The organism is Streptomyces sp. NPDC006193 (genome assembly GCF_040613915.1).
In the GTDB taxonomy this organism is placed as follows: Bacteria; Actinomycetota; Actinomycetes; order Streptomycetales; family Streptomycetaceae; genus Streptomyces.
Window position 1 is genome coordinate 30,297 of sequence record NZ_JBEXTB010000006.1, and the last position, 22,248, is coordinate 52,544.

The following is a 22,248-nucleotide window of genomic DNA, read 5'->3' on the forward strand; positions in this document are numbered from 1 at the left end:
GGGGCAGACTGCACGCGACGGGACGACCGTCCCGAACGGGGGCGTGCACGGATTCGACGGGAACACCGCAAGGGGGCGGCGAGGAATGGCGGAGCCGGAGTTCACGGCCACGGGCGTGCGGATCGGCAAACGACTGCGTTCGCTCACCCGGGCCGGGCAGGTCCGGATCAGCGACGGCCGGCTGGAGTTGCTCACCAGCTACGGCAGCGAGATCGACAGCGCGCCGGTGCAGGCGGTGCGCGCGTCCAAACCGTGGTTCGTGCCGGACGACCGCGCGCTGGCCGACGTCAACGGCACGCGGTATCTGCTGACGCTGGGCGCGCACGACCCCGCGCCGGGCCGGCCGGGGCCGCCCGCGGCACGGCGGTTCGTCGAGGCGGTTCGCCGGGCGGCGGGGCGCGGCGGCTGAGCGGCGCACCGTCGCGGCGAGTTGCGGCGGCGCATCCGCTGCGTCACGCTGTTGACACGTCACTCTGGGTTTACCGGCGATAACGCTGCGAACCAGCCGCCGGCCAGGACAGCAGGCGGACGTTTGGACGCAAGCACCCTGCTGGATCCGTTGTTCTCCGTGTTCCTCCGGTTCCTCCGGACCTCACATCGGGGAGTCGCAGCCGTGATCAGTCATCCAAGCAGGCACTGCACGGTGGAGCTCCAAGCCCTGCCGTCGCGGATCGGCCAGGTCCGCAGAATCGTATCTGCGCAATTGCGCTACTGGCACATGGACCCCTTGATAGACCGGGCCGCGCTCGGTGTGACCGAGCTGCTGAGCAACGTCCACCGGCACGCCAGGCCCGACAAGTCGTGCACCGTCGAACTGGAGCTGCTCCCGGACCGGCTCACGGTCTCGGTCCGCGACCGCGACCCGCGTCTGCCGGTACCGGCCGACGCCACGGACGCGGCGGAGGCCACCGGGCTGGCCACCTGCGGGCGGGGCCTGGCGATGGTGGCCGCCGTGAGCGAGAGCTGGGGCGCGCGACCGGACGGCGAGAACGGCAAGGTCGTGTGGTTCACCCTGCGCGCCCCGGCGACGGCCCGCAGCCGTCCGGCGCGGCCGCCGCGAGCGACGGCGCGGCCGGCACCGGCTCCGGCACCGGCGGCCGTTCCGGCGGGCGGCGGGGCGCCGGTCCCGGCCGGTGCGGGGGCGCCGGTCACGGCGGGGGTGGCCGCCCCCGCGAGGACTCCGGTTCCGGCGGGGACCGGATCGCCGGTTCCGACCGGCGTTCAGCCCACTGCCCCCGCGGGGAGTCCCGTTCCGGTGGGAGCCGGGGCCCCGGTTCCGGACGGTGCCGGGACCCCGGTTCCGGCAGGCGCTTCGGCCGGAACCGCGACCCCCGGCGCCGCATCGGCCCCCGCCAGGGAAACGGCCCCCGCCGCGAGTCCGGCGCCTGCCGTCGGTACGGCTCCTGCGGCCGCCGCGCCCGCCGCGGGGCCCTCGACCCCGCCGCGCGGTACACCGGCTCCCGCCCGGACCGTCGTTCCCGGCTGACGGCCGGGCGGCGGGCCCCGCAGCAGACGGCCTGCGCCGGCCGCACGCCCGGCCACCGCCGGCACCGCCCGGCCGTCACCGGCACCGCAGACGGTCGCTCACCGAGCCCCGGCCGGGCACGCGGGGTGCCGGGTGCCGTTCGGTGAGGCGGCCGACCGGCGGCGCGCGGCCCTCCCACGACGGCCGCGACAGCCCGTGGCCGGCAGCAGCGCAACCGCCACCCGTCGCCGCCGCACGGCTATCAGCGCGTTCCCCGCGCGGGCTGCCGCCCGCACGGGACCCGGTCATGCCGCACCGTTCCCGCCGGTGCGGCCGACGCGCCCGGTCGTCGCTTCGCTCGAGCCGGAGGGGCGAAGGGACGTGGAGGCGCCGTCCGGGCCCGCACACCCGCCCGGCCGCCAAAAGTTGCGTGGTGCGAATATTTACGCGCCACGCACTTATTGCTACCGTGCAGGGCATGAGCGGTCTTCGGGAACGGAAGAAGGAAGCCACGCGCGCCGCGCTGAGCTGGGCCGCGGTCCGGCTCACCGTCGAGCGCGGCTGGAGTGCGGTCAGGGTCGAGGACATCGCCGCGGCGGCCGGCGTGTCTCCGCGCACCTACAACAACTACTTCTCCAGCAAGGCGGAAGCGATCGCGTTCCGCTACCTCGAGCGTTCCTTGCGGCTCGCGGCCGAGCTGCGCCAGGGACCGTCCGGCGAGCCCTTGTGGGAGGCGATCACCCGTGCGGCGCTCCGGCAGCTGGAGCCCGGTCCCGAGGTGGAGCACATGCCGCCGCGGTCCGATGAGTGGGCGGCCGGTGTGCGGGTGATGTTGGCCGAACCCGCGCTGCAGGCCGAGATGCTGCGGGCGAGCAGGATCGCGGAGAAGGAGCTTGCCGCAGCGATCGCCGACCGCACGGGCACGGATCCCGAGTCCGATCTCTACCCTCGCCTGGTGGCCGCGAGCGTGATGGCCGCCAACAACGTCGCCCTGGAACTGTTCGTGCAAGGCGGCACGGGCGAGCCGATGGAGGTTCTGCTGCCCCGGGCTCTGCGGATGGTGGCCACCGGACTTCCCACTCCGTAGGCCCCTCCTTTCCACCGTGGACAGGGGCTGCTGCTTGCGGCCGCTGCGCCTTCATGCCCTGAGAAGGGGAATCGTCATGCTTGAGGTAGTGATCGTCGGCGGCGGCCCGAACGGGTTGATGCTCGCCTGCGAGCTGGCACTGGCTGGGGTGCGTCCGGTCGTGCTGGAGCGTCTGACCGGCCCGAAGACCGAGCCCCGGGCGAACGGTCTGGTCGGTCAGGTGGTCCACATGCTCGACCGGCGCGGTCTTTACGCACGCATCAGCGGGTCCGGCGAACCGCCCCGCCCCGCGCCCCGCTACATGTTCGGCGCGTTCCCGCTGGACCTCACCGGTCTCGACGACAACCCCGTGAGCCTGCTCCCGGCGCCGCAGGAGCGGATCGAGAGGGTCCTCGCCGAACGCGCCGTGGAACTCGGCGCCGACCTCCGCAGGGGGCGGGAGGCGGTCGATCTGCACCAGGACGACGACTTCGTCCGGATCACCCTCGCCGACGGTGAGACTCTCAGCGCCCGTTACCTCGTAGGGGCCGACGGGGGTCACAGCATGGTGCGACGCCTGTCCGGCATCGGCTTCCCCGGCGTGACCACCGACGACTTCGTCACCCGCTCCGCGCACGTGTCCGTGGCGCCCGAACACCTGGGCCCGGACGGCAGCCTGCGCGTTCCCGGCTACGGGAGCCTGCCGCCCCTGCTGTACGTGCGCACGGAACGCGGCACGATCGCGTGGGGCCTGCTGCCCGGCCGCGTGCCTGTCCTCAACACCACCGAAACCGGCAGGCCCGACGAGCACACCACCCCGATGACCTTCGAAGAGATGATGGCGAGCGCCGGACGCGTGCTGGGCGTGCCCGTCCCCCTGGGCCCGCCGCAGGGCGAGGGACCGCATCTGCTCCGACGACTGGTCGGCGGGAACACCCGACTTGCGGAGCGCTACCGGAAGGGACGGGTACTGCTGCTGGGAGACGCGGCCCACGTGCACTCGGCCATCGGCGGCCCGGGGCTCAACCTCGGCCTGCAGGACGCGGTCGACCTCGGGTGGAAGCTGGCCGCCACGGTGCGGGGGTGGGCCCCCGCGGGTCTGCTCGACACCTACGACGAGGAACGCCGGCCTGTCGCGGAACGCGTCATGGCCTCGACCCTGTCCCAGTCGGCGCTGATGCGCCCCGGACCGGAGGTCAGCGCCCTGCGGACCGTCTTCGGCGAGCTGCTCGCCTCACCCGGCGGCACAGAACGGATCGCCCACCTGCTGGCCGGAACCACCGACGGCTTCGCGCCCGACCTCGTGGTCCACACCGGGGCGGGCACCCGCCGGCTGGCCGACCTGACGACGACCGCCCGGCCCCTGCTGCTGGACCTGTGCGGCGACTTCGCCGAGGCCGCGAAGCCCTGGCGCGACCGGGTAGATGTCATGAGCGGCACGGCTCAGGGCACGAGCGCGACCGGCCTGCTGCTGCGCCCCGACTGCCACCTGGCGTGGACGGGGTACGAGCCGGGTGACGTCAGCGGTCTGCGGGCTGCGCTGCACCAGTGGTTCGGCGCTCCGCTGGGCGACGCCCGTGAACCGGAGCAGGCGACCTGCCGTCCGAGGGCGGTCCTCCCCTGAGGAGTGTCGATGCCGGCGGGGGCCCCGGGGTGAGGTCGGCAAGGCCGGCCGAGCGACCGGGGCCCGCTCCGAGGGCCGGCGGGACCCGCCCGCCGGCTTGCGCGGCACGGGCCGGTACGGCGGCCAGATCCGCGCGGCACCGTGGTGGCCCCCGGCGGAGCTCTTCGCGGCCCGCCGGGATCAGGCGGCCAGGCCGGTCGCCACCGGAACGGGCAGGCGTGCCTGGCCGAGAGGCGCCTGCCGCAAGAACTGGGCAACACGAGCGACCGCACTGGCGGACTGTAACTACTAGTATGTACACTGCCCGCATGAGCACCTCCGAACGGCTGATCGAGTCCACCCGTGAGCTGCTGTGGGAGCGCGGGTACGTGGGCACCAGCCCCAAGGCGATCCTGGAGCGCGCGGGAGCCGGCCAGGGCAGCATGTACCACCACTTCAAGGGCAAGCCGGACCTCGCCCTGGCGGCGATCCGGCGCACCGCCGAGGAGATGCGGGCCACCGCCGAGGCCGTCCTCGGCGGGCCGGGCACCCCCTACGAGCGCATCGAGGCGTATCTGCTGCGCGAGCGTGACGTGCTGCGGGGCTGCCCGGTCGGCCGGCTGACCATGGACCCGGACGTGATCGCGAGCGAGGAGCTGCGCGCGCCGGTCGACGAGACCATCGCCGCCGTGCGCGAACGGATCGCGGAGATCGTCGAAGAGGGCAAGCGGCAGGGGCAGTTCGCGCCCGGGCTGGACGGGGCGGAGATCGGCGCGGCCGTCGTGGCGACCGTGCAGGGCGGCTACGTCCTGGCCCGCGCGTCCGGCTCCCCCGCCGCCTTCGACGCGGGCGTCCGCGGTCTGCTCTCCCTGCTGGCGCCCCGGACCCCCGGACAGGACGACTGAATTCTCGTGCACATCACCGGACGGCGTCCCGGCACCGGTCCTGCAGGGCGACAGGCGGGTACAGCGCAGGGTCGGCGAGGCCGGGGAGATCCGCACGACCACGCCGTGGGGCCCCCGTGTGCCCGCCGCCGAACGCCCCAGCCGATCACAGCCCCTCACATCAGAAGGACCGTCATATGCACCCCTTGCAATACGAGTTGACCCTGCCCGCCGACTACGACATGGGCGTGGTCCGCGCCCGGGTCGCCCGCGTCGCCCCCTTGCTGGAGGACTGGGACGGCCTCGGCCTGAAGGCGTACCTGATACGCGAACGCGGCGTGCACGGCTCGCCGGTGAACCAGTACGCGCCGTTCTACCTGTGGAACACGGTCGAGGGCATGAACCGTTTCCTGTGGGGCGGCCCCTTCCAGGGGCTCGTCGACGACTTCGGGCGGCCCGCGGTGCGGCAGTGGACCGGCCTCGCCCACGCCGAGGGCACCGGCGTGCGCGCCGCGTTCGCCGTACGCCGCAGCCGGCCGGTCCCCGAGGGCGTCGCGTTGACCGCCGTGATGGAGGAGGCGGTGGCCGAGACGGAGCGCCTGGCCGCCGAGGACGGCGCCGTGCTCGCCGCCGCGGCCGTCGACCCGCACCGCTGGGAGCTGGTGCACTTCTCCCTCTGGGAGCACCTGCGGGAGCACGAGGCGCCGAAGGCCGACGGCGACGTCTTCCAGGTGCTGCACCTGTCCGCGCCCGGCCGGGGCCGTCTCCCGCGCGGCCGCCAGTGGTGAGCCACGTCCGTACGGTGCTCGGCGACATCCGGCCCGAGGAGCTGGGCGCGTGCGACGCGCACGACCATCTCTTCCTGCGCAGCCCGCGGTTGCCGGGGCAGGAGCTGGACGACGTCCCCGCCGCGCGGGCCGAACTGGAGGCGTTCCGCGCGGCGGGCGGAGCGGCCGTCGTGCAGTGGACGCCGTACGGCATGGGACGGCGGGCCGCGGACCTGGCGCAGCTGTCCCGGGGGACCGGCATCCGCATCGTGTGCGCGACCGGGCTGCACCAGGCGGTGCACTACGAGCCGGAGCTGCTCGCCCGCCTGCGCGGCGGGAGCCTGGCCGAGCTGTTCGTCTCCGAACTCACCGAGGGCATCGGCGCCAGCGGGGTACGCGCCGGTCTGATCAAGGTGGCGGGTGGTTTCCACGCGCTCGACGCGCATGCCCGCTGGACGATGACGGCGGCCGCCGAGGCGCACCACGCCACCGGTGCGCCCATCGCGGTGCACCTGGAGATGGGCACCGGCGCGCTCGACGTGCTCGATCTGCTCTGCGGCGAGCTGGGCGTCCCCGGGGAGCGGGTGATCCTGGGCCACCTGAACCGCTTCCCCGACCCGGCGGTGCACCGGGCGGCGGCCGGCTCGGGCTGCTGGCTCGCCTTCGACGGGCCGTCCCGCGCCCACCACGCCACCGACTGGCGGATGCCGGAGGCGGTGGGGGCGCTGGCCGAGGCGGGGTTCGGGGACCGGGTGCTGCTCGGCGGGGACACGGTGACCGCCGGGGCGCGCTCGGTGGACGGCGGCCCCGGAATGCCCTATCTGCTGCGCCGGGTACGGCGGCTGCTGGCGGAGACGGTGGGCGCCGAGCTGGCGACCCGCATCCTCGTGGAGCACCCGGGACGGGCGTTCGCGGCCGACTGGCCGAGGGTGGCGGCGAGGAGGACCTGACGGGCGCGATCGACCCGCTGGTGCGCTGACGGACCGGCCGCCGCCGCTTCGGACACGCCGCCGGCGCGCCTCAGGCCAGGGCGGCCAGCGGGTCGTCCAGCACCGGCTGCCAGGCCAGTTCGGCGGCGCCCACCAGGCTGTTGTGGTCCAGGGTGCACGGCAGGATGGGGACGCCGCCGCTTCGGCCCCACAGGCTCCGGTCGGCGACGACCGCGCGGAGCCGGTCGGGGTCGGCCTCCAGGAGGGTGCGGTGGAGGCCGCCGAGGATGATGCGGTCGGGGTTGAGGATGTTGACCAGGCCGGCGAGGCCGAGGCCGAGGCGGTCGACAAGGGTCTCGGCGGCGGTGCGGACGGCAGGGTCGGCGTACTGGGTGCGCAGCAGTTCGTTGGCCTGCTGCAGCAGTGACATCTCGGGGCCGGGCTCCCGGCCCGCCTCCACGAGCAGCGCCAGCGGGTCGGCCTCGACGTCCAGGCAGCCGCGGCTGCCGCAGTGGCAGGGGCGGCCCTCCGGGTTGACCGTGAGGTGGCCGACCTCCAGGGCGAGGCCCGCACTGCCGGTGTGCAGGCGGCCGTCGAGGACGAGCGCGCCGCCGACGCCCCGGTGACCGGTGGCCACGCACAGCAGGTCCCGCGCCCCCCGTCCGGCGCCGTGCCGGTGTTCCGCGAGCGCGGCGAGGTTGACGTCGTTGGCCGCGAACGCGGGCCCGGTGATGCCGGCGTCGCGCACGCACTCGGCGAAGATCCGGGTGACGGGGGCGCCGGCGGGCCAGGCCACGTGCAGGGGGTTGAGGGCCAGGCCGTCGGGTTCGGCGACGGCGGACGGCACGGCGAGTCCGGCGCCGATGCAGCGGCGGCCGGTCGTGCGCAGCAGCTCCGCGCCCGCCTCGACGACCGAGCCGAGCACCTTGGCCGGGTCGGCGTCGACGGTCTCGCAGCCGGGTGCGGTCGCCACGATCCGCCCGCCGAGGCCGACCAGCGCGGCCCGGAAGCCGTCGGCGTGGATCTGCGCGGCGAGGGCGACGGGCCCGTCCTCGGCGACCTGCAGCCGGTGCGAGGGACGCCCCTGGGAGCCGGCCGCGGAGCCGGGCCGGGCGTCCACCCGGATCAGGCCCAGCGCCTCCAGCTCGGCAGCCACCGCGCCGGCCGTCGCCCGGGTGACGCCGAGTTCGGCGGTGAGCACGGACCGGGTCGGCGCCCGCCCGGTGTGCACCAGCCCCAGCGCGGGTCCGAGCGCGCCGCGCCCCCGGTCCAGCCGCGCTCTGGAGGTGGTCCTCTCCCCCGGGGTCCGGGGATCCGCCTTGCCGCTCATGAGGGTGAGTCTCCCATGATCCGCGCCGGGGGTGGCCGGCTCGCGGGCTACAGGCCGCTCACCCGCAAGGTGATGTTCAGCCGGCCGGTGAGGCCCAGCCAGGCGGGCGCCGTGCCCGGGTGGACGCGGGGCACGCCGTGATGGGCGAGCCGGGAGGGGCCGCCGAAGACGAACAGGTCGCCGCTGCGCAGCTCGACGTCGGTGTACGGTTTCGCGCGCGTCTCGGTGTTGCCGAAGCGGAAGACGCAGCTGTCGCCGAGGCTCAGCGAGACCACCGGCGCGTCCGCCTTCTCGTCGCTGTCCCGGTGCATGCCCATGCGGGCGTCGCCGTCGTAGAAGTTCACCAGCGCGATGTCGTACGGGTCGTCGGGGACGGCGTCCGGGCCGAGGGCGTCGGCCACCGCACGGCGGCCGAGCGCGCCGAGCCAGTCCGGGAACGGTTTCACGGGTGCGCCGTCCCCGTCGACGGCCGTGCTCGCGTAGGCGTACGGGTACCAGTGCCGGCCCAGGCACACCTGGCGCGCGCTCATCGTGCCGCCGCCCGGGGTGCGGACCGTGCGCAGCCCGGCGGGGGGCCTCGCCCACTCGCGGCAGGCGGAGAGCAGGGCGCGCTGCCGCGCCTCGTCCAGCCAGTCCGGGACGTGCACGGCGCCCGCCGCGACCTGCGCGCGGTGTCGGGGGAACAGCTCCGCGTCCATGCGTCCATGGTGCCGCAGACCCGCCCCACCATCCCTGAGCTGCGGCTCCGCTAGCCTGGACGCACGATGAGCGACCGTATGACGACACCGTGGGGCGAGGTCGAGCTGACCCGCTTCCCCGAGGATCCGCGCGACCGGCTGCGTGCCTGGGACGCCGCCGACGCGTACCTGCTGCGCCGGCTGGCGGAGGAGGAGGTGCCGCTGCAGGGCTCGGTCGTGGTGGTCGGGGACCGCTGGGGGGCGCTGGCCACGGCGCTGGCCGCGCACCGGCCGACGCAGATCACCGACTCCTGGCTGACCCAGGAGGCCACCCGGGCGAACCTGGCGCGGGCCGGTGTCGAGCCGGGCGCCGTCCGGCTGCTCACCACCCAGGACCCGCCGCCGGAGCGGGTGGACGTGCTGCTGGTGCGGGTGCCGAAGAGCCTGGCGCTGCTGGAGGACCAGTTGCTGCGGCTCGCGCCGGCCGTGCACGCGGGCACGGTCGTCGTCGGCGCCGGGATGGTGAAGGAGATCCACACCTCCACCCTGCGGCTGTTCGAGCGGATCCTCGGCCCGACCCGGACGTCGCTGGCGCAGCAGAAGGCCCGGCTCATCTTCTGCACCCCGGACCCCGCGCTGGAGCGGCCCGCCAACCCGTGGCCGTACAGCTACGTCCTCCCGGACGGCGTCGGCGCGGTGTCGGGGCGCACGGTCGTCAACCACGCGGGGGTCTTCTGCGCCGACCGGCTGGACATCGGCACCCGCTTCTTCCTGCAGCACCTGCCGGGCCCGGGTGCGGGACGCGTGGTGGACCTCGGCTGCGGCAACGGCGTCATCGGCACGGCGGTGGCGCTGGCCGATCCGTCGGCCGAGGTGCTGTTCGTGGACGAGTCGTTCCAGGCGGTGGCCTCGGCGGAGGCGACGTACAAGGCGAACGGGGTGCCGGGGCACGCCGAGTTCCGGGTCGGCGACGGGCTGGCCGGGGTGGCGCCCGGCAGTGTGGACCTGGTCCTGAACAACCCGCCGTTCCACTCCCACCAGGCGACGTCGGACGCGACGGCCCGGCGGATGTTCACCGGGGCGAGGCGCGCGCTGCGGCCGGGCGGCGAACTGTGGGTGATCGGCAACCGCCACCTGGGCTATCACGTGAAGCTGAAGCGGCTGTTCGGGAACTGCGAACTGGTCGCCAGCGATCCGAAGTTCGTGGTGCTGAAGGCCGTCAGGAAGCGCTGAACGCGCGGGGTCAGACGGGCGTGCGGGAGAGGACGCCGATGATGCGGGCGACCTCGCGGGTCATCGCCTCCCGGCCGGCGCGGAGGTAGGTGCGGGAGTCGACGGCGTCCGGGTGGGCGGTGAGGAACGCGCGGATCGCTCCGGTCATGGCGAGGTTGAGCGCGGTGCCGATGTTGATCTTCGCGATGCCGCCGCCGACCGCGGCGACCAGTCCGTCGTCCGGCACACCGGAGGAGCCGTGCAGGACGAGCGGCACGGTCAGTGCGGCCGAGAGCCGTTCGAGCAGGTCCTGGTCGAGGACCGCGGTGCGGGTGGTCATGGCGTGCGCGCTGCCGATGGCGACGGCCAGGGCGTCGATGCCGGTGCGGGCGACGAAGTCCCGGGCCCGGTCGGGGTCGGTGCGGGCGCCGGGCGCGTGGGCGTCCAGCGGCGGCCGGCCGTCCTTGCCGCCGATCTGCCCCAGTTCGCCCTCGATCCACAGTCCTCGGGAATGCGCCCAGTCGGCTGCCGCCCGGGTCGCGGCGAGGTTCTCGGCGTACGGCAGTCGGGCCGCGTCGTACATCACCGAGCTGAAACCGGCGCCGGCCGCCTGACGCAGCAGGTCGTCGCTCTGCACATGGTCCAGGTGCAACGCCACCGGGACCGCGGCGCGTTCGGCGGCGGCGACGGCGGCGCGGGCCAGTGGCAGCAGCCGGTTGTGGCGGAACCTGACGGCGTTCTCGCTGACCTGGAGGACGACCGGGGCGCCGGCCGTCTCCGCGCCGGCGACGACGGCCTCGACGTGTTCCAGGGTGATGATGTTGAACGCGGTGACGGCGGAGCGGGCCGCGGCGGCGCGGGTGACCAGCTCGCCCGTGGGTGCCAGGGGCACGTGAGGCGTCCTTCCGGGACAGGCGGGGGCAGGACCGGCGGGGGCGGGGCCGGCGGGGGCGGGGCCGGCGGGGACCCGCGCGGCGGGATTCAGGGGGCGAGGATCACCGAGCGGGTGAGGTGGCGCGGCCGGTCGGGGTCGAGGCCCCGGGCGGCGGCGACGGCGACGGCGAGCCGCTGCACGCGGACGAGTTCGGCGAGGGGGTCGAGCCGGCCCTCGATCCACCGGGCGCCGGTGCCGCGTACCTGTTCGGCGAGCCCGTCGGGCGCCGTGCCGAGCATCCAGGCGGCGGTGCCGGCGGTGCTGACGCTGATGGGGCCGTGCCGGTACTCCATGGCCGGGTAGGACTCCGCCCAGGCGAGGGACGCCTCACGCATCTTCAGCCCGGCCTCGTGGGCGAGTCCGACGGTCCAGCCGCGTCCGAGGAAGGTGAACTGCGCGCACTCCACGAGTCCTTCGGGCAGCGGAGCGGCGAGGGCGGTGCGCGCGTCGGCGACGACGGCGTCGGTGTGCAGGCCGAGACGGGCGCGCAGGAGGGTGAGCGCGGTGGTCGCGAACCGGGTCTGCACGACCGAGCGTTCGTCGGCGAAGTCCAGCACGATGAGGTCGTCGGCGGCCGACCCGACGGGGGCGTCCGGGTCGGCGGTGACGGCGGTGGTGCGGATGCGCCCCCTCACCTTCTCCAACAGATCCAGCACCTCGGTGGTGGTGCCGGAGCGGGTGAGGGCGACGACCCGGTCGTACGGCCGTCCGTGCGGGAACTCGGAGGCGGGGAACGCGTCGGTCTCCCCCTGACCGGCGCCCTCCCGCAGCGCGGCCACGGCCTGGGCCATGTGGTACGAGGTCCCGCAGCCGACGACGGCGGCCCGCTCCCCCGTCCCGGGCAGCGCCTCCCGGTGCTGCCCCGCCTGCTCGGCCGCCCGGGCCCAGCACTCCGGCTGGCTTCTCAGCTCGTTCTCGACATGGGTCACGCCCACACTCCCTCGCTGATCGTTTCTGCACGGTACAGCGGGCTTTCGAGCGCAATCAAGCATGCAGGCGTGGTGCGTTAGGGTCGCCGGGATGCCGGAGGGGGGCCGCGGAGCGGATCGCGGCCGGGAAGCGACCGGCGGGGTGAGCCGGGAACGGCCGCGGAGGAACGGAGGCTGCGGATGTCCCGCGACGCGCGCTGGAAGACACTGCTGGAACTGCTCGTCGAGCGCGGCCGGCTGGAGGTCGGGGAGGCGGCGGCCGAACTGGCGGTGTCGGCGGCCACGATCCGCCGGGACTTCGACCGGCTCGCCGAACAGCAGATGCTGGTGCGCACCCGGGGCGGAGCGGTGGTGCACGGGGTGTCGTACGAGCTGCCGCTGCGCTACAAGACGGCCCGCCGCGCGCCCGAGAAGCAGCGCATCGCCGAGGCGGTGGCCCGGCTCGTCGCACCGGGCGAGGCGGTGGGCCTGACCGGCGGCACGACCACCACGGAGGTGGCCCGCGCGCTGGCGGTGCGCGCCGACCTGGCGACCGGCTCCCCCGCGCTGACCGTCGTCACCAACGCCCTCAACATCGCCAACGAACTCGCCGTGCGGCCGCAGTTCAAGATCGTGGTGACGGGCGGGGTGGCGCGGGCGCAGTCGTACGAGCTGGTGGGTCCGCTGGCCGACGGGGTGCTGGGGCAGATCACCCTGGACGTGGCCGTGCTCGGTGTCGTCGGCTTCGACGTCGCGCACGGCACCGCGGCGCACGACGAGGCGGAGGCCGCGGTCGACCGGCTGCTGTGCGAGCGCGCCGAGCGGGTGGTGGTCGCCGCCGACTCCAGCAAACTGGGCCGCCGGGCCTTCGCCCGGATCTGCGGCACGGAGCTCGTGGACACGCTGGTGACGGACGCGGCGGCCGACCGGGAGACGGTACGGCGCTTCGAGGAGGCGGGCGTCCGGGTGCTGACGGTCTGACACCCGGCGGACTCCGGCCGCGCCTGAACCGATCGGCCTGCCGCCCGCCCGCGTCGCCCGTCACGCCCGTCACGCCCATCACGCCGAGCGGACGGCGGAACCGCTCCGACCCGCGCCCCGGCGTCTCAGATGCCGCCGAGGTCGGCCTTCACGAAGCCCGCGCCGCGTTGGTCGTTGCAGCCGGCCACCGTCCGGCCGACCGCGTCGGGGCATGCCTGCTGCGCCTGGAGGGCCGCGCTGACCAGCGTCAGCAGCAGGTCGACGTCGCTCGCGGCGTCGAGCCGCAGGGTCAGCCACTGGGACCCGGGCACGATCCTGATCGCACCCGAGCCCCTGAGGTCCTTGGCGAACCGCCGGATGGCCCGGTCGGTGAGCCGCAGGTCCACATCGCGCTCGGAGTGGAAGTGGGCGATCTCGCCCTGCGCCGAGCTCACGGCGCGTCCCAGGCCGCAGCTCGGCACGGCGTGTCTGAGGTCCGGCCAGGTCGCCAGTTGCGCGAACGCGCGGGAGGCCAACGTCATGGGCCCATCATGGCGCGCTCACCCCTCCGCAACCAGGGCGTGAGCACGCATTCACCGACCTGTACGCGCCACGCGTTCCCCTCCCGCACGGACCTCCGGATCACTCAACGGCCCTTCTCCCGGCCCCGATTGCTCGGGCGGGCGGAGGAGAAGCGCAGTTCAGGACGGGCCCCGGCGCCCCTCGCCCCGCCCCGCGCCCCCACCGCACCGCCCCGCGCCCCCGCCGCACCGCCCCGCGCCCCTGCCGCACCGCAGCGCCCCGACTCGCGCGACGACGCGCGCCACCGCTCACCCCGGGCCACGCCCGACGGAGCCCGCACCGGTCCGCGTCCCCTTGCCCGCCTCCCCGCCCGCCCCTACGCTCAATTTGTGCCGCTAATAAACAAAGCCCGTTCGCACAGCGTCGTGCCGGGCCCGGACCTCACCGCGCTGCGTGTGGCGATCACCACGTTCTTCGCGCTGGACGGCTTCCTCTTCGCGGGGTGGGTCGTCCGCATCCCCGACATCAAGCACCAGACGCACGCCTCCGCCGGCGCCCTCGGGCTCGCGCTGCTCGGGGTCTCGGCGGGGGCCGTGCTCACCATGACGCTGACCGGCCGGCTCTGCCGCCGCTACGGCAGCCATCCGGTGACCGTCGTCTGCATGGTGGTGCTCGCACTCAGCGTCGCGCTGCCCCCGCTCACCCGCTCGGCACCGGTGCTGGGCGCCGTGCTGCTGCTGTTCGGCGCGGCATACGGCGGCGTCAACGTGGCCTTCAACAGCGCCGCCGTCGACCTGGTCGCCGCCCTGCGCAGGCCCGTCATGCCCAGTTTCCACGCCGCCTTCAGCCTGGGCGGGATGGTCGGCGCGGGCCTCGGCGGGCTGGCCGCGGGCGTCCTCACGCCCACCCGCCACATGCTCGGTCTCACCGTGATCGGGCTGCTGGTCACGGCCGTCGCCGGACGCTCCCTGCTGCGGCACGAGCCGCCGGCGCCGCCCGAGCGGACGACGCCGTCCCCGGCGGAGACCGGCGGCGGTGCCGCGCGCGGGCCGGCCCGGCGCGGGCTGGTCGTCGTCTTCGGGCTGGTCGCGCTGTGCACGGCCTACGGCGAGGGAGCCATGGCCGACTGGGGCGCCCTCCACCTCCAGCAGGACCTCGCGGCCTCCGCCGGCACGGCGGCGGCCGGGTACGCGTGCTTCGCGCTCGCCATGACCGTCGGGCGGCTGACGGGGACGGCGTTGCTGGCCCGCCTCGGCCGGGCCCGTACCGTGATCGCCGGCGGCAGCGTCGCCGCGGCCGGCATGCTGCTCGGCGCGCTCGCGCCCTCCGTGTGGGCGGTGCTGGCCGGCTTCGCCGTCACCGGGCTGGGACTGGCGAACCTCTTCCCCGTCGCCGTCGAGCGGGCGGGCGCGCTGGCCGGCCCCTCCGGCGTCGCCGTCGCCTCCACCCTGGGCTACGGCGGCATGCTGCTCGGTCCCCCCGCGATCGGTTTCATGGCCGACTGGTTCTCCCTGCCCACCGCGCTCACCAGCGTCGCCGTACTGGCCGGCGTCGCCGCCGTCATCGGGGTGGCGACCCGGGACGTGCTGGGACGCTGAGCGGGTGCCGGTGGCTGGGCCGCACGGTGGCAGCCCGATCGCGCGCTGACGCCACGTCAGCCCCACGGCCGCCGCGTATCGCCTGACCGCGATCCGGCGCTGGGATCGGCCCGCGCCGCCGGGCGTCCGGGTCAGTCGGTCCCGGTCAGCATCCGGACCAGCACCGCGCGCTGCACCGGCCGCACCTCGCCGTGCAGCGCGCGCCCCTTCGCCGTGAGCGACACGCGCACCCCGCGCCGGTCGTCGAGGCACATGGCGCGCTCGACGAGTCCGTCCTTCTCCAGCCGGCCGATGAGCCGGGACAGGGCGCTCTGGCTGAGATGGACCCGGTCGGAGATCTCCTGTACGCGGTAGGCGCAGCCGCCGTCGGCCGCGGCGCCCTCGGCCAGCAGGTCGAGCACCTCGAAGTCACTGGCGCACAGGCCGTGCGCGTGCAGCGCCCGGTCCAGTTCGCACTGGGTGCGGGCGTGCAGGGACAGGATGTCGCGCCACTGCTCCACGAGCTCCTGTTCAGGCTTCTTCGCCGCCATGAGCGCACCGTAGCAGAGAACGCCGTTCATTGCACCGGCATTAAATGAGCTTGCATCTCATGCACATGCATGTACTCTCCTCGGCATGACTTCTCCGCTCACCGTCTCCGCCGCCCCGCCCGCGGCGGTCCGCTGGACCCCCCGCCTGTGGGGCACCCTGCTGGTGCTGTGCGCCGCGATGTTCCTCGACGCCCTGGACGTCTCGATGGTCGGCGTCGCCCTGCCGTCCATCGCCTCCGACCTGCATCTGTCGACGTCGACGCTGCAATGGGTGGTCAGCGGCTACATCCTCGGCTACGGCGGCCTGCTCCTCCTGGGCGGCCGGGCCGCCGACCTGCTCGGCCGGCGCCAGGTGTTCCTCGTGGCCCTCGGCGTCTTCGCGTTCGCCTCGCTGCTCGGCGGGATCGTGGACTCGGGCCCGCTGCTGATCGCCAGCCGCTTCGTCAAGGGCCTCAGCGCGGCCTTCACCGCACCGGCGGGCCTGTCGATCATCACCACGACGTTCCCCGAGGGCCCGCTGCGCAACCGGGCCCTGTCGATCTACACCACCTGCGGCGCCACCGGTTACTCCATGGGCCTCGTCTTCTCCGGCCTGCTCACCGAGGCCAGCTGGCGGTTCACCATGCTGCTGCCCGCGCCCGTCGCGCTGCTGGCCCTGCTCGTCGGCATGCGTCTGCTGCCCCGCACCGAGCGCGAGCGCGGCCGGGGCGGCTACGACGTGCCGGGCGCCGTCCTCGGCACCGCGTCGATGCTGCTGCTGGTCTTCACCGTCGTGCAGGCCCCCGAGGCGGGCTGGGCCTCGGCCCGCACGGTCCTCTCCTTCCTCGGCGCCGCCGCCCTGCTGGCGGTCTTCGTCGCCGTCGAGCGGCGCAGCGCCAGTCCGCTGGTCCGGCTCGGCGTACTGCGCTCCGGACCGCAGGTGCGGGCCCAGCTGGGGGCGTTGACGTTCATCGGCAGCTACATGGGCTTCCAGTTCCTGGTCACGCTGTACATGCAGCAGGTCCTGGGCTGGTCGGCGCTGCACACCGCGCTGGCGTTCCTGCCGGCCGGTGCGCTGGTGGCGCTGTCCGCGACCAAGGTCGGCGCCGTCATCGACCGGTTCGGCACGGCGCGCCTGATCGTGCTGGGCTTCGTCATGCTGGCCGCCGGCTACGTGCTGTTCCTGCGCATCGACCTCCACCCGGTCTACGCCGCCGTGATCCTGCCGACCATGCTGCTGGTCGGCGCCGGCTTCGCCCTGACCTTCCCGTCCCTCAACGTCCAGGCCACCAACGGCGTGGACGAGCACGAGCAGGGCATGGTCTCCGGACTGCTGAACACTTCGGTGCAGGTGGGCGGTGCCGTCTTCCTGGCGGTCGTGACGGCCGTCATCACCGCGCACGCTCCCGAGAAGGCCACCCCGCAGGCCGTTCTCGACAGCTACCGTCCCGGCCTGGTCGTGGTCGCCGTCATCGCCGTGGCCGGCCTGCTGCTGTCGCTGCCCGGACTGCGCCGGTCCCGCCCGGCACGGTCCGTGGTGGTCGCCCGGTCCGCCGTGAAGGAGGCGGCCGAGCCCGTGGCGCTCCGCGACTGACCGGGGGGACGCCTCCGCGGTGCGCCCGGCGCGAGTCGATTGCTCCGCCGGGCGCACGTCTGTGAGACTGGCGGGATGTACGCACACGGGGGGCGCCGTACCCAGGCGGAACGGGACGCGGCGACGGTGGAGATCGGATACGCGCTGGCCAGCGCCGCCTTCGCGGCGGCAGTGCTGTTCGGGGCCCTGGCCGGGCCCGCCCTGCTCTTCGACCTGCCGCGCCTGCCGGCCGCGGCGCTGCTGCGCCTGGGCCAGATCGCCGCCCCGGCGGTCTTCCTCGCCCGGGTGGTGACGGTGCTGACCCGCTTCCGCTCCCGGCCCGGCCGCCCGGGCCCGTACGAAGGGGCCTGACAGGGGCCCGGTCGGCGGACCGGGAGACCAGCGTCCTGAACCCCGGCCCCGCCCGGCAGGGGCGGGCGGCGCGGGACGCGCAGGCGTGCCGGCCGGGACCGCCTACGGCGTGATGCGGGCGCGGTGGGGAACGGGAGCGGGTGGCAGCGCCCTCCCTTGCCTGCCCCCCACCCCGGGCGTCACCGTCCACGACGTCACCCGGCAGGGCTGCGGTCCGGCGCCGAGCAGCCCCTACCGCTGCTTCGGCGGCCTCCATGAGGTGTCCCGGCGGTGCGAGCGGTGGCCGAGCGACCTGCGGCAGGCGGTCGACCGCGACGACCCGGACGTGGTGGTGCTCCTCTTCGGGCGCTGGGAGACCATGGACCGCTCGCACGGCGGGCGCTGGACGCACATCGGGGACAAGACGTTCGACGCGTACCTGCGGGCGCAGCTCGACCGGGCGATCGACACCGCGGCGGCCCGCGGTGCTCGCGTGCTGCTGGCCACGGTGCCCTACAACCGTCGAGGAGAACGGCCGGACGGCGGTGTATGGCCCGAAGACCGGCCCGAGCGCGTCGACCTCTGGAACCGGATGCTCCGTCAGGCCGCCGCGCACAAGGGCCGCAGCGCCGGGATCCTTGAGCTGGGCCGCCGCCTGTGCCCGGACGGTGCCTTCACGTGGGAGGTCGACGGTGTTCGCGTGCGCAGCGACGGGGTCCACCTCACGCCGGAGGGAGCGCGCTGGCTGCAGCCGTGGCTGACCTCGCAGGTGCGGAGCGCAGCCGGCCGGCGGCCGCGCTAGGCATCTCCGCCGGATCGCGTCGTCGCCGGATCCGTCGCCGGGGCGGGGCGGGGCGGCGGTCGCGAATCGCCGGGAAGCGACCGGAGCCGTGGCGTTCACCGGATCGCGCACCACGCCCTCGCTCAGCCCGGCCGTACCGGGCCGGACGCCGCAGCCCCTCGGGCGCTCACCGCAGGCCCACGCCGTGAGCCAGTCGCGTCACCGCGTGCCGGAAGAAGGCGTCCCGGTCCTCGACCACCTCTTTGAACTGGCCGAACAGCTCGAAGCTCACCAGGCCGAACAGCTGGGCCCAGGCCGCGACCAACGCCGCGGCGGTCTCGGGCGGCAGTTCGGGCGCGAGATCGGCGGCCATGCGCCGGGCCTCGGGGCGCAGTTCGGCGGGGAGGGGCGGGGCGGTGAGGCCGGGTCCCTGGTGCGCCTCCCGGAGGATGCCGATGAGGACGAAGCCCACGCGGCCCGCGGCCCGCACGGTGGTCGGGGGAGCGGCGTACCCGGGCACGGGCGAGCCGTAGATCAGCGCGTACTCGTGCGGGTGGGCGAGCGCCCAGGCGCGCACGGCCTCGCACACGGCCGTCCAGCGGGCGGGGTGCGGGGCGCCGGCCGCGGCGTCAGCGGCCTGTTCCGCCGCCGCGCCCAGGGAGTCGTAGGCGTCGATGATCAGGGCGGTCAGCAGGTCGTCCCGGCTGGGGAAATAGCGGTACAGCGCCGACGAGACCATGCCCAGCTCGCGGGCGACGGCGCGCAGCGAGAGCTTGGCGGCGCCCTCCGCCGCGAGCTGCCGGCGCGCCGCCTCCTTGATGGCGCCTGCGACTTCCTGCCTGGCCCGGGCGCGGGCGCCCTGTGCGGTGCTCATACCGGAAGTGTGCCACGGCGGAGAGCGGTGCACACAAAAGAGAGCAGTGCTCTTGCCCTGACGGTCGGCGCGCCCCACACTGGAGTCCGGCGAGAGCACCGCTCTCCGAAACCGTGAGGGGTCACTGTGTCGACATACGTCAAGAAGCCCGGCTGGTTCACCGTCAACGTGTTCAACCGGGCCGTCGCCTGGCTGACCCGGCACGGCATCAGCGTCCGGGGCTCGCGCGTCCTCGCGGTGCGCGGGCGCACCAGCGGACAGTGGCGCACCACCCCGGTGAACCCGCTGACGGTGGACGGGCAGCAGTACCTGGTCGCCCCGCGCGGGCACGTCCAGTGGACCCGGAACATGCGCGCGGCCGGCGGCGGCGAACTGCGGCTCGGCAAGAACGCCGACGCGTTCACCGCCACCGAGGTCGCCGACGACGACAAGGTGCCGCTGCTGCGGGCGTACCTCGAGCGCTGGAAGCTGGAGGCCGGGGCGTTCTTCGACGGAGTCGGCCCCGACTCCCCCGACGCGGACCTGCGCCGGATCGCCCCCGATCACCCGGTCTTCCGGATCACCGTCACGAACTGACGGAATCCTCCGCCGGTGCGGCCGCCCCCCGGTCCAGCGCGGTCAGGGCGCGCTGGGCGAGCGGATGGGAGCGGATGAGCTCGCCCAGCGAGGTGGAGCCCTGCGTGATGTCCTTGAACGCCCGCCAGGCCGGACGGAAGCCGGTGAGAGCCGCGTGGAAGAAGCCGGGGCGCTTCTCGAAGAGGGCCAGCATCCGCTTGCCCACGCTCATCTCGACGCCGAGCCCCGCCTTGACGGCGAACGCGTAGTTGAGGGCCTGGCGCCGGGTGTCGACGGCGTCGTGGGCCTCGGCGATCCGGACCGCCCACTCCCCCGCCAGCCGCCCCGAGCGCAGCGCGAACGAGATGCCCTCGCGGGTCCACGGCTCCAGCAGGCCCGCCGCGTCCCCGCAGACCAGGACCCGCCCGCGGGAGAGCGGCGAGTCCTCGGCGCGGCAGCGGGTCAGGTGCCCCGAGGAGAGGGCCGGCTCGAAGCCGGCCAGGCCGAGCCGGCCGATGAAGTCCTCCAGGTACCGCTTGGTGGCGGCGCCTTCGCCGCGCGCGGAGATGACACCGACCGTCAGCGTGTCGCCCTTGGGGAACACCCAGCCGTAACTGCCCGGCAGCGGGCCCCAGTCGATGAGGACCCGTCCCTTCCAGTCCTCGGCGACCGTCTCCGGCACCGGGATCTCCGCCTCCAGCCCGAGGTCCACCTGGTCCAGCTTCACACCGACATGGGCTCCTATCCGGCTGGCGCTGCCGTCGGCTCCGACGACCGCGCGGGCCAGCACCGTCTCGCCGCCCTGCAGGACGACGGCGACCGTGCGCCGGTCCGGCACCGCCGAGCCGTGCTGCTCCACCCGCTGGACCGTGACGCCCGTGCGCAGCTCGGCGCCCGCCTTCTGGGCGTGTTCGACGAGTTGCCGGTCGAACTCGGACCGGTCGACCAGGCCGAACAGCATCTGCCTGGAGCGGCGGGTGCGGGTGAAGCGGCCGTTGTTCGAGAAGGTCACCGCGTGCACCCGGTCCTTGAACGGCAGTTCGAAGCCGGGCGGCAGCGCGTCGCGCGACGGGCCGATGATGCCGCCGCCACAGGTCTTGTAGCGCGGCAGCTCGGCCTTCTCCAGCAGCAGCACGCGCCGTCCCGCGACCGCCGCCGCGTAGGCGGCCGAAGCCCCCGCGGGTCCTGCGCCCACCACGACGACGTCCCACACCCGCTGCACGTCGTCCGCCGAAGAGTTGTCGCCGCTCACGATGGTCTACCGCTCCGCTCAAGCCGCTGCCGAAGTGTCCCCCGCATCCTACGGCGGACGTCCGCGCGGACCGCTGTGGGAGGATCGCTGTACTCACCCCGTATCAACGTCGCACCCACGAGGAGCGTGCCCATGTCGTCGAATCCGGTCGCCGAGACCGTGGCCTCGCTGATGCCCCGGGCGAAGACGGAGCTCACCGAGCTGGTCGCCTTCCGGTCGGTGGCGGACTTCACGCAGTTCCCGAAGAGCGAGAGCGAGGCCGCCGCGCGCTGGATCGCCGACGCGCTGGAGGCCGAGGGCTTCGTCGACGTGGCCGTGCTGGACACCCCGGACGGCACGCAGTCGGTGTACGGCCGGCTCCCCGGCCCGGAGGGGGCGAAAACGGTTCTCCTGTACGCGCACTACGACGTCCAGCCGCCGCTGGACGAGGCCGGCTGGACCACCCCGCCGTTCGAGCTGACCGAGCGCGACGGCCGCTGGTACGGCCGCGGGACCGCCGACTGCAAGGGCGGCTTCCTCATGCACCTGCTCGCACTGCGCGCCCTGAAGGCGAACGGCGGCGTCCCCGTGAACGTCAAGGTGATCGTGGAAGGCTCGGAGGAGCAGGGCACCGGCGGTCTGGAGCGGTACGCCGAGGAGCACCCCGGACTGCTGGAGGCGGACGCGATCGTCATCGGTGACGCGGGCAACTTCCGCGTGGGCCTGCCGACGGTCACCACCACCCTGCGGGGCATGACCCTGCTCCGGGTGCAGATCGACACCCTGGCCGGCAACCTGCACTCGGGCCAGTTCGGCGGCGCCGCCCCGGACGCGCTCGCCGCGCTGATCCGCGTCCTGGACTCGCTGCGCGGCGAGGACGGCTCGACCACGGTCGACGGACTGGACGCCACGGCCGAGTGGGACGGCCTGCAGTACTCCGAGGAGCAGTTCCGCGCGGACGCCAAGGTGCTGGACGGCGTCCGGCTCATCGGCGACGGCTCCGTCGCCGACCGCATCTGGGCCCGTCCGGCCGTCACCGTCCTCGGCATCGACTGCCCGCCGGTCGTCGGCGCCACCCCCTCCGTGCAGTCCAGCGCCCGGGCCCTGATCAGCCTGCGGGTGCCGCCGGGCGTGGACGCGGCGGAGGCCACCAAGCTGCTCCAGGCGCACATCGAGGCGCACACCCCGTGGGGCGCCCGGGTCACCACCGAGCAGATCGGCCAGGGGCAGGCGTTCCGCGCCGACACCACCAGCCCTGCCTACCAGGCGATGGCCGACGCGATGGCGGTGGCCTATCCCGGTCAGACCATGAGCTACGCCGGACAGGGCGGCTCCATACCGCTGTGCAACACCCTCGCCGGCCTGTACCCGCAGGCGGAGATCCTGCTCATCGGGCTGAGCGAGCCCGAGGCGCAGATCCACGCGGTCGACGAGAGCGTGTCGCCCGAGGAGCTGGAGCGGCTGTCGGTCGCCGAGGCGCTGTTCCTGCGCAACTACGCGGCGGGCTGAGCCATTGCGC

The 22,248-nt window shown here is 74.6% G+C and carries 22 protein-coding genes and 1 pseudogene; 15 read left to right on the forward strand and 8 right to left on the reverse strand.

Annotated elements, in window-relative coordinates; translation table 11 throughout:
* The first annotated feature begins 85 nt into the window (after positions 1-85).
* From ABZ261_RS08690 to ABZ261_RS08720, 7 genes and pseudogenes are all read left to right on the forward strand, one after another.
* The gene (locus ABZ261_RS08690) at positions 86-409 is read left to right on the forward strand and encodes a hypothetical protein (RefSeq protein ID WP_356856757.1); all 324 of its coding nucleotides are present in this window, start codon (positions 86-88) and stop codon (positions 407-409) included.
* Between the two features lie 204 nt (positions 410-613).
* Positions 614-1,024, forward strand: a pseudogene (locus ABZ261_RS08695) (ATP-binding protein); the annotation flags it as partial.
* Positions 1,025-1,943: 919 nt separating this feature from the next.
* Entirely contained in the window at positions 1,944-2,552 is a 609-nt protein-coding gene (locus ABZ261_RS08700; protein WP_356856759.1) for a TetR family transcriptional regulator, read from the forward strand.
* A gap of 76 nt (positions 2,553-2,628) precedes the next feature.
* The gene (locus ABZ261_RS08705; protein ID WP_356856761.1) at positions 2,629-4,155 is read left to right on the forward strand and encodes an FAD-dependent monooxygenase; all 1,527 of its coding nucleotides are present in this window, start codon (positions 2,629-2,631) and stop codon (positions 4,153-4,155) included.
* 293 nt (positions 4,156-4,448) lie between these two features.
* A complete protein-coding gene (locus ABZ261_RS08710; protein ID WP_356856763.1) occupies positions 4,449-5,039 on the forward strand; it encodes a TetR/AcrR family transcriptional regulator in 591 nt (196 codons plus the stop codon).
* 176 nt (positions 5,040-5,215) lie between these two features.
* Entirely contained in the window at positions 5,216-5,806 is a 591-nt protein-coding gene (locus tag ABZ261_RS08715; protein ID WP_356856765.1) for a DUF4865 family protein, read from the forward strand.
* Complete coding sequence (locus ABZ261_RS08720; RefSeq protein WP_356856767.1) at positions 5,803-6,735, forward strand: phosphotriesterase; 933 nt, start codon at positions 5,803-5,805, stop codon at positions 6,733-6,735. Before ABZ261_RS08715 ends, ABZ261_RS08720 begins: the two co-directional genes overlap by 4 nt.
* Positions 6,736-6,805: 70 nt before the next feature.
* Here ABZ261_RS08720 and ABZ261_RS08725 read toward each other — a convergent pair whose 3' ends face one another.
* Both ABZ261_RS08725 and ABZ261_RS08730 read right to left on the reverse strand, forming a co-directional pair.
* Entirely contained in the window at positions 6,806-8,044 is a 1,239-nt protein-coding gene (locus tag ABZ261_RS08725; protein WP_356856769.1) for an ROK family protein, read from the reverse strand.
* 47 nt (positions 8,045-8,091) lie between these two features.
* On the reverse strand, positions 8,092-8,742 hold the full coding sequence (locus ABZ261_RS08730) for an alpha-ketoglutarate-dependent dioxygenase AlkB (protein WP_356856771.1): 651 nt from the start codon (positions 8,740-8,742) through the stop codon (positions 8,092-8,094).
* Between the two features lie 78 nt (positions 8,743-8,820).
* Here ABZ261_RS08730 and ABZ261_RS08735 point away from each other — a divergent pair, with 78 nt between their 5' ends.
* The gene (locus ABZ261_RS08735) at positions 8,821-9,954 is read left to right on the forward strand and encodes a methyltransferase (protein WP_356856773.1); all 1,134 of its coding nucleotides are present in this window, start codon (positions 8,821-8,823) and stop codon (positions 9,952-9,954) included.
* 10 nt (positions 9,955-9,964) lie between these two features.
* On the opposite strand, the gene ABZ261_RS08740 is transcribed toward ABZ261_RS08735, so the two are convergent.
* Positions 9,965-10,825 (reverse strand): ketose-bisphosphate aldolase, encoded by an 861-nt coding sequence (locus ABZ261_RS08740; RefSeq protein WP_356856775.1) that lies wholly within the window; start codon positions 10,823-10,825, stop codon positions 9,965-9,967.
* Between the two features lie 89 nt (positions 10,826-10,914).
* Positions 10,915-11,796: an SIS domain-containing protein gene (locus ABZ261_RS08745; protein ID WP_356856777.1), complete on the reverse strand. Its 882-nt coding sequence runs from the start codon at positions 11,794-11,796 to the stop codon at positions 10,915-10,917.
* A gap of 180 nt (positions 11,797-11,976) precedes the next feature.
* Between ABZ261_RS08745 and ABZ261_RS08750 the strand changes: the two genes are divergently transcribed.
* Positions 11,977-12,756: a DeoR/GlpR family DNA-binding transcription regulator gene (locus ABZ261_RS08750; RefSeq protein ID WP_356856779.1), complete on the forward strand. Its 780-nt coding sequence runs from the start codon at positions 11,977-11,979 to the stop codon at positions 12,754-12,756.
* A gap of 125 nt (positions 12,757-12,881) precedes the next feature.
* Here ABZ261_RS08750 and ABZ261_RS08755 read toward each other — a convergent pair whose 3' ends face one another.
* A complete protein-coding gene (locus ABZ261_RS08755; RefSeq protein ID WP_356856781.1) occupies positions 12,882-13,277 on the reverse strand; it encodes a luciferase family protein in 396 nt (131 codons plus the stop codon).
* Positions 13,278-13,682: 405 nt separating this feature from the next.
* Between ABZ261_RS08755 and ABZ261_RS08760 the strand changes: the two genes are divergently transcribed.
* Complete coding sequence (locus tag ABZ261_RS08760) at positions 13,683-14,855, forward strand: MFS transporter (protein WP_356857228.1); 1,173 nt, start codon at positions 13,683-13,685, stop codon at positions 14,853-14,855.
* A 131-nt stretch (positions 14,856-14,986) separates the two neighbouring features.
* On the opposite strand, the gene ABZ261_RS08765 is transcribed toward ABZ261_RS08760, so the two are convergent.
* On the reverse strand, positions 14,987-15,385 hold the full coding sequence (locus tag ABZ261_RS08765) for a MarR family transcriptional regulator (RefSeq protein ID WP_356856783.1): 399 nt from the start codon (positions 15,383-15,385) through the stop codon (positions 14,987-14,989).
* Between the two features lie 85 nt (positions 15,386-15,470).
* Between ABZ261_RS08765 and ABZ261_RS08770 the strand changes: the two genes are divergently transcribed.
* From ABZ261_RS08770 to ABZ261_RS08780, 3 genes are all read left to right on the forward strand, one after another.
* On the forward strand, positions 15,471-16,958 hold the full coding sequence (locus ABZ261_RS08770) for an MFS transporter (RefSeq protein ID WP_356856785.1): 1,488 nt from the start codon (positions 15,471-15,473) through the stop codon (positions 16,956-16,958).
* A 75-nt stretch (positions 16,959-17,033) separates the two neighbouring features.
* Positions 17,034-17,309 (forward strand): DUF6332 family protein, encoded by a 276-nt coding sequence (locus ABZ261_RS08775; protein ID WP_356856787.1) that lies wholly within the window; start codon positions 17,034-17,036, stop codon positions 17,307-17,309.
* Between the two features lie 85 nt (positions 17,310-17,394).
* On the forward strand, positions 17,395-18,090 hold the full coding sequence (locus ABZ261_RS08780) for an SGNH hydrolase domain-containing protein (protein WP_356856789.1): 696 nt from the start codon (positions 17,395-17,397) through the stop codon (positions 18,088-18,090).
* A gap of 166 nt (positions 18,091-18,256) precedes the next feature.
* On the opposite strand, the gene ABZ261_RS08785 is transcribed toward ABZ261_RS08780, so the two are convergent.
* Positions 18,257-18,943 carry a TetR/AcrR family transcriptional regulator gene (locus tag ABZ261_RS08785; RefSeq protein WP_356856791.1) on the reverse strand — a complete coding sequence of 229 codons (687 nt, stop codon included), beginning with the start codon at positions 18,941-18,943 and terminating at the stop codon, positions 18,257-18,259.
* 126 nt (positions 18,944-19,069) lie between these two features.
* On the opposite strand from ABZ261_RS08785, the gene ABZ261_RS08790 reads away from it, so the two are divergent.
* Positions 19,070-19,519, forward strand: coding sequence for a nitroreductase family deazaflavin-dependent oxidoreductase (locus ABZ261_RS08790; protein WP_356856793.1), 450 nt, complete (start codon positions 19,070-19,072; stop codon positions 19,517-19,519).
* Here ABZ261_RS08790 and ABZ261_RS08795 read toward each other — a convergent pair.
* On the reverse strand, positions 19,509-20,750 hold the full coding sequence (locus tag ABZ261_RS08795) for a geranylgeranyl reductase family protein (protein ID WP_356856795.1): 1,242 nt from the start codon (positions 20,748-20,750) through the stop codon (positions 19,509-19,511). The two genes, ABZ261_RS08790 and ABZ261_RS08795, sit on opposite strands and share 11 nt — an antisense overlap.
* Before the next feature lie 132 nt (positions 20,751-20,882).
* On the opposite strand from ABZ261_RS08795, the gene ABZ261_RS08800 reads away from it, so the two are divergent.
* Positions 20,883-22,238, forward strand: a complete 1,356-nt coding sequence (locus ABZ261_RS08800) for a dipeptidase (RefSeq protein WP_356856797.1) — start codon at positions 20,883-20,885, stop codon at positions 22,236-22,238.
* The last annotated feature ends 10 nt before the right edge of the window (positions 22,239-22,248 follow it).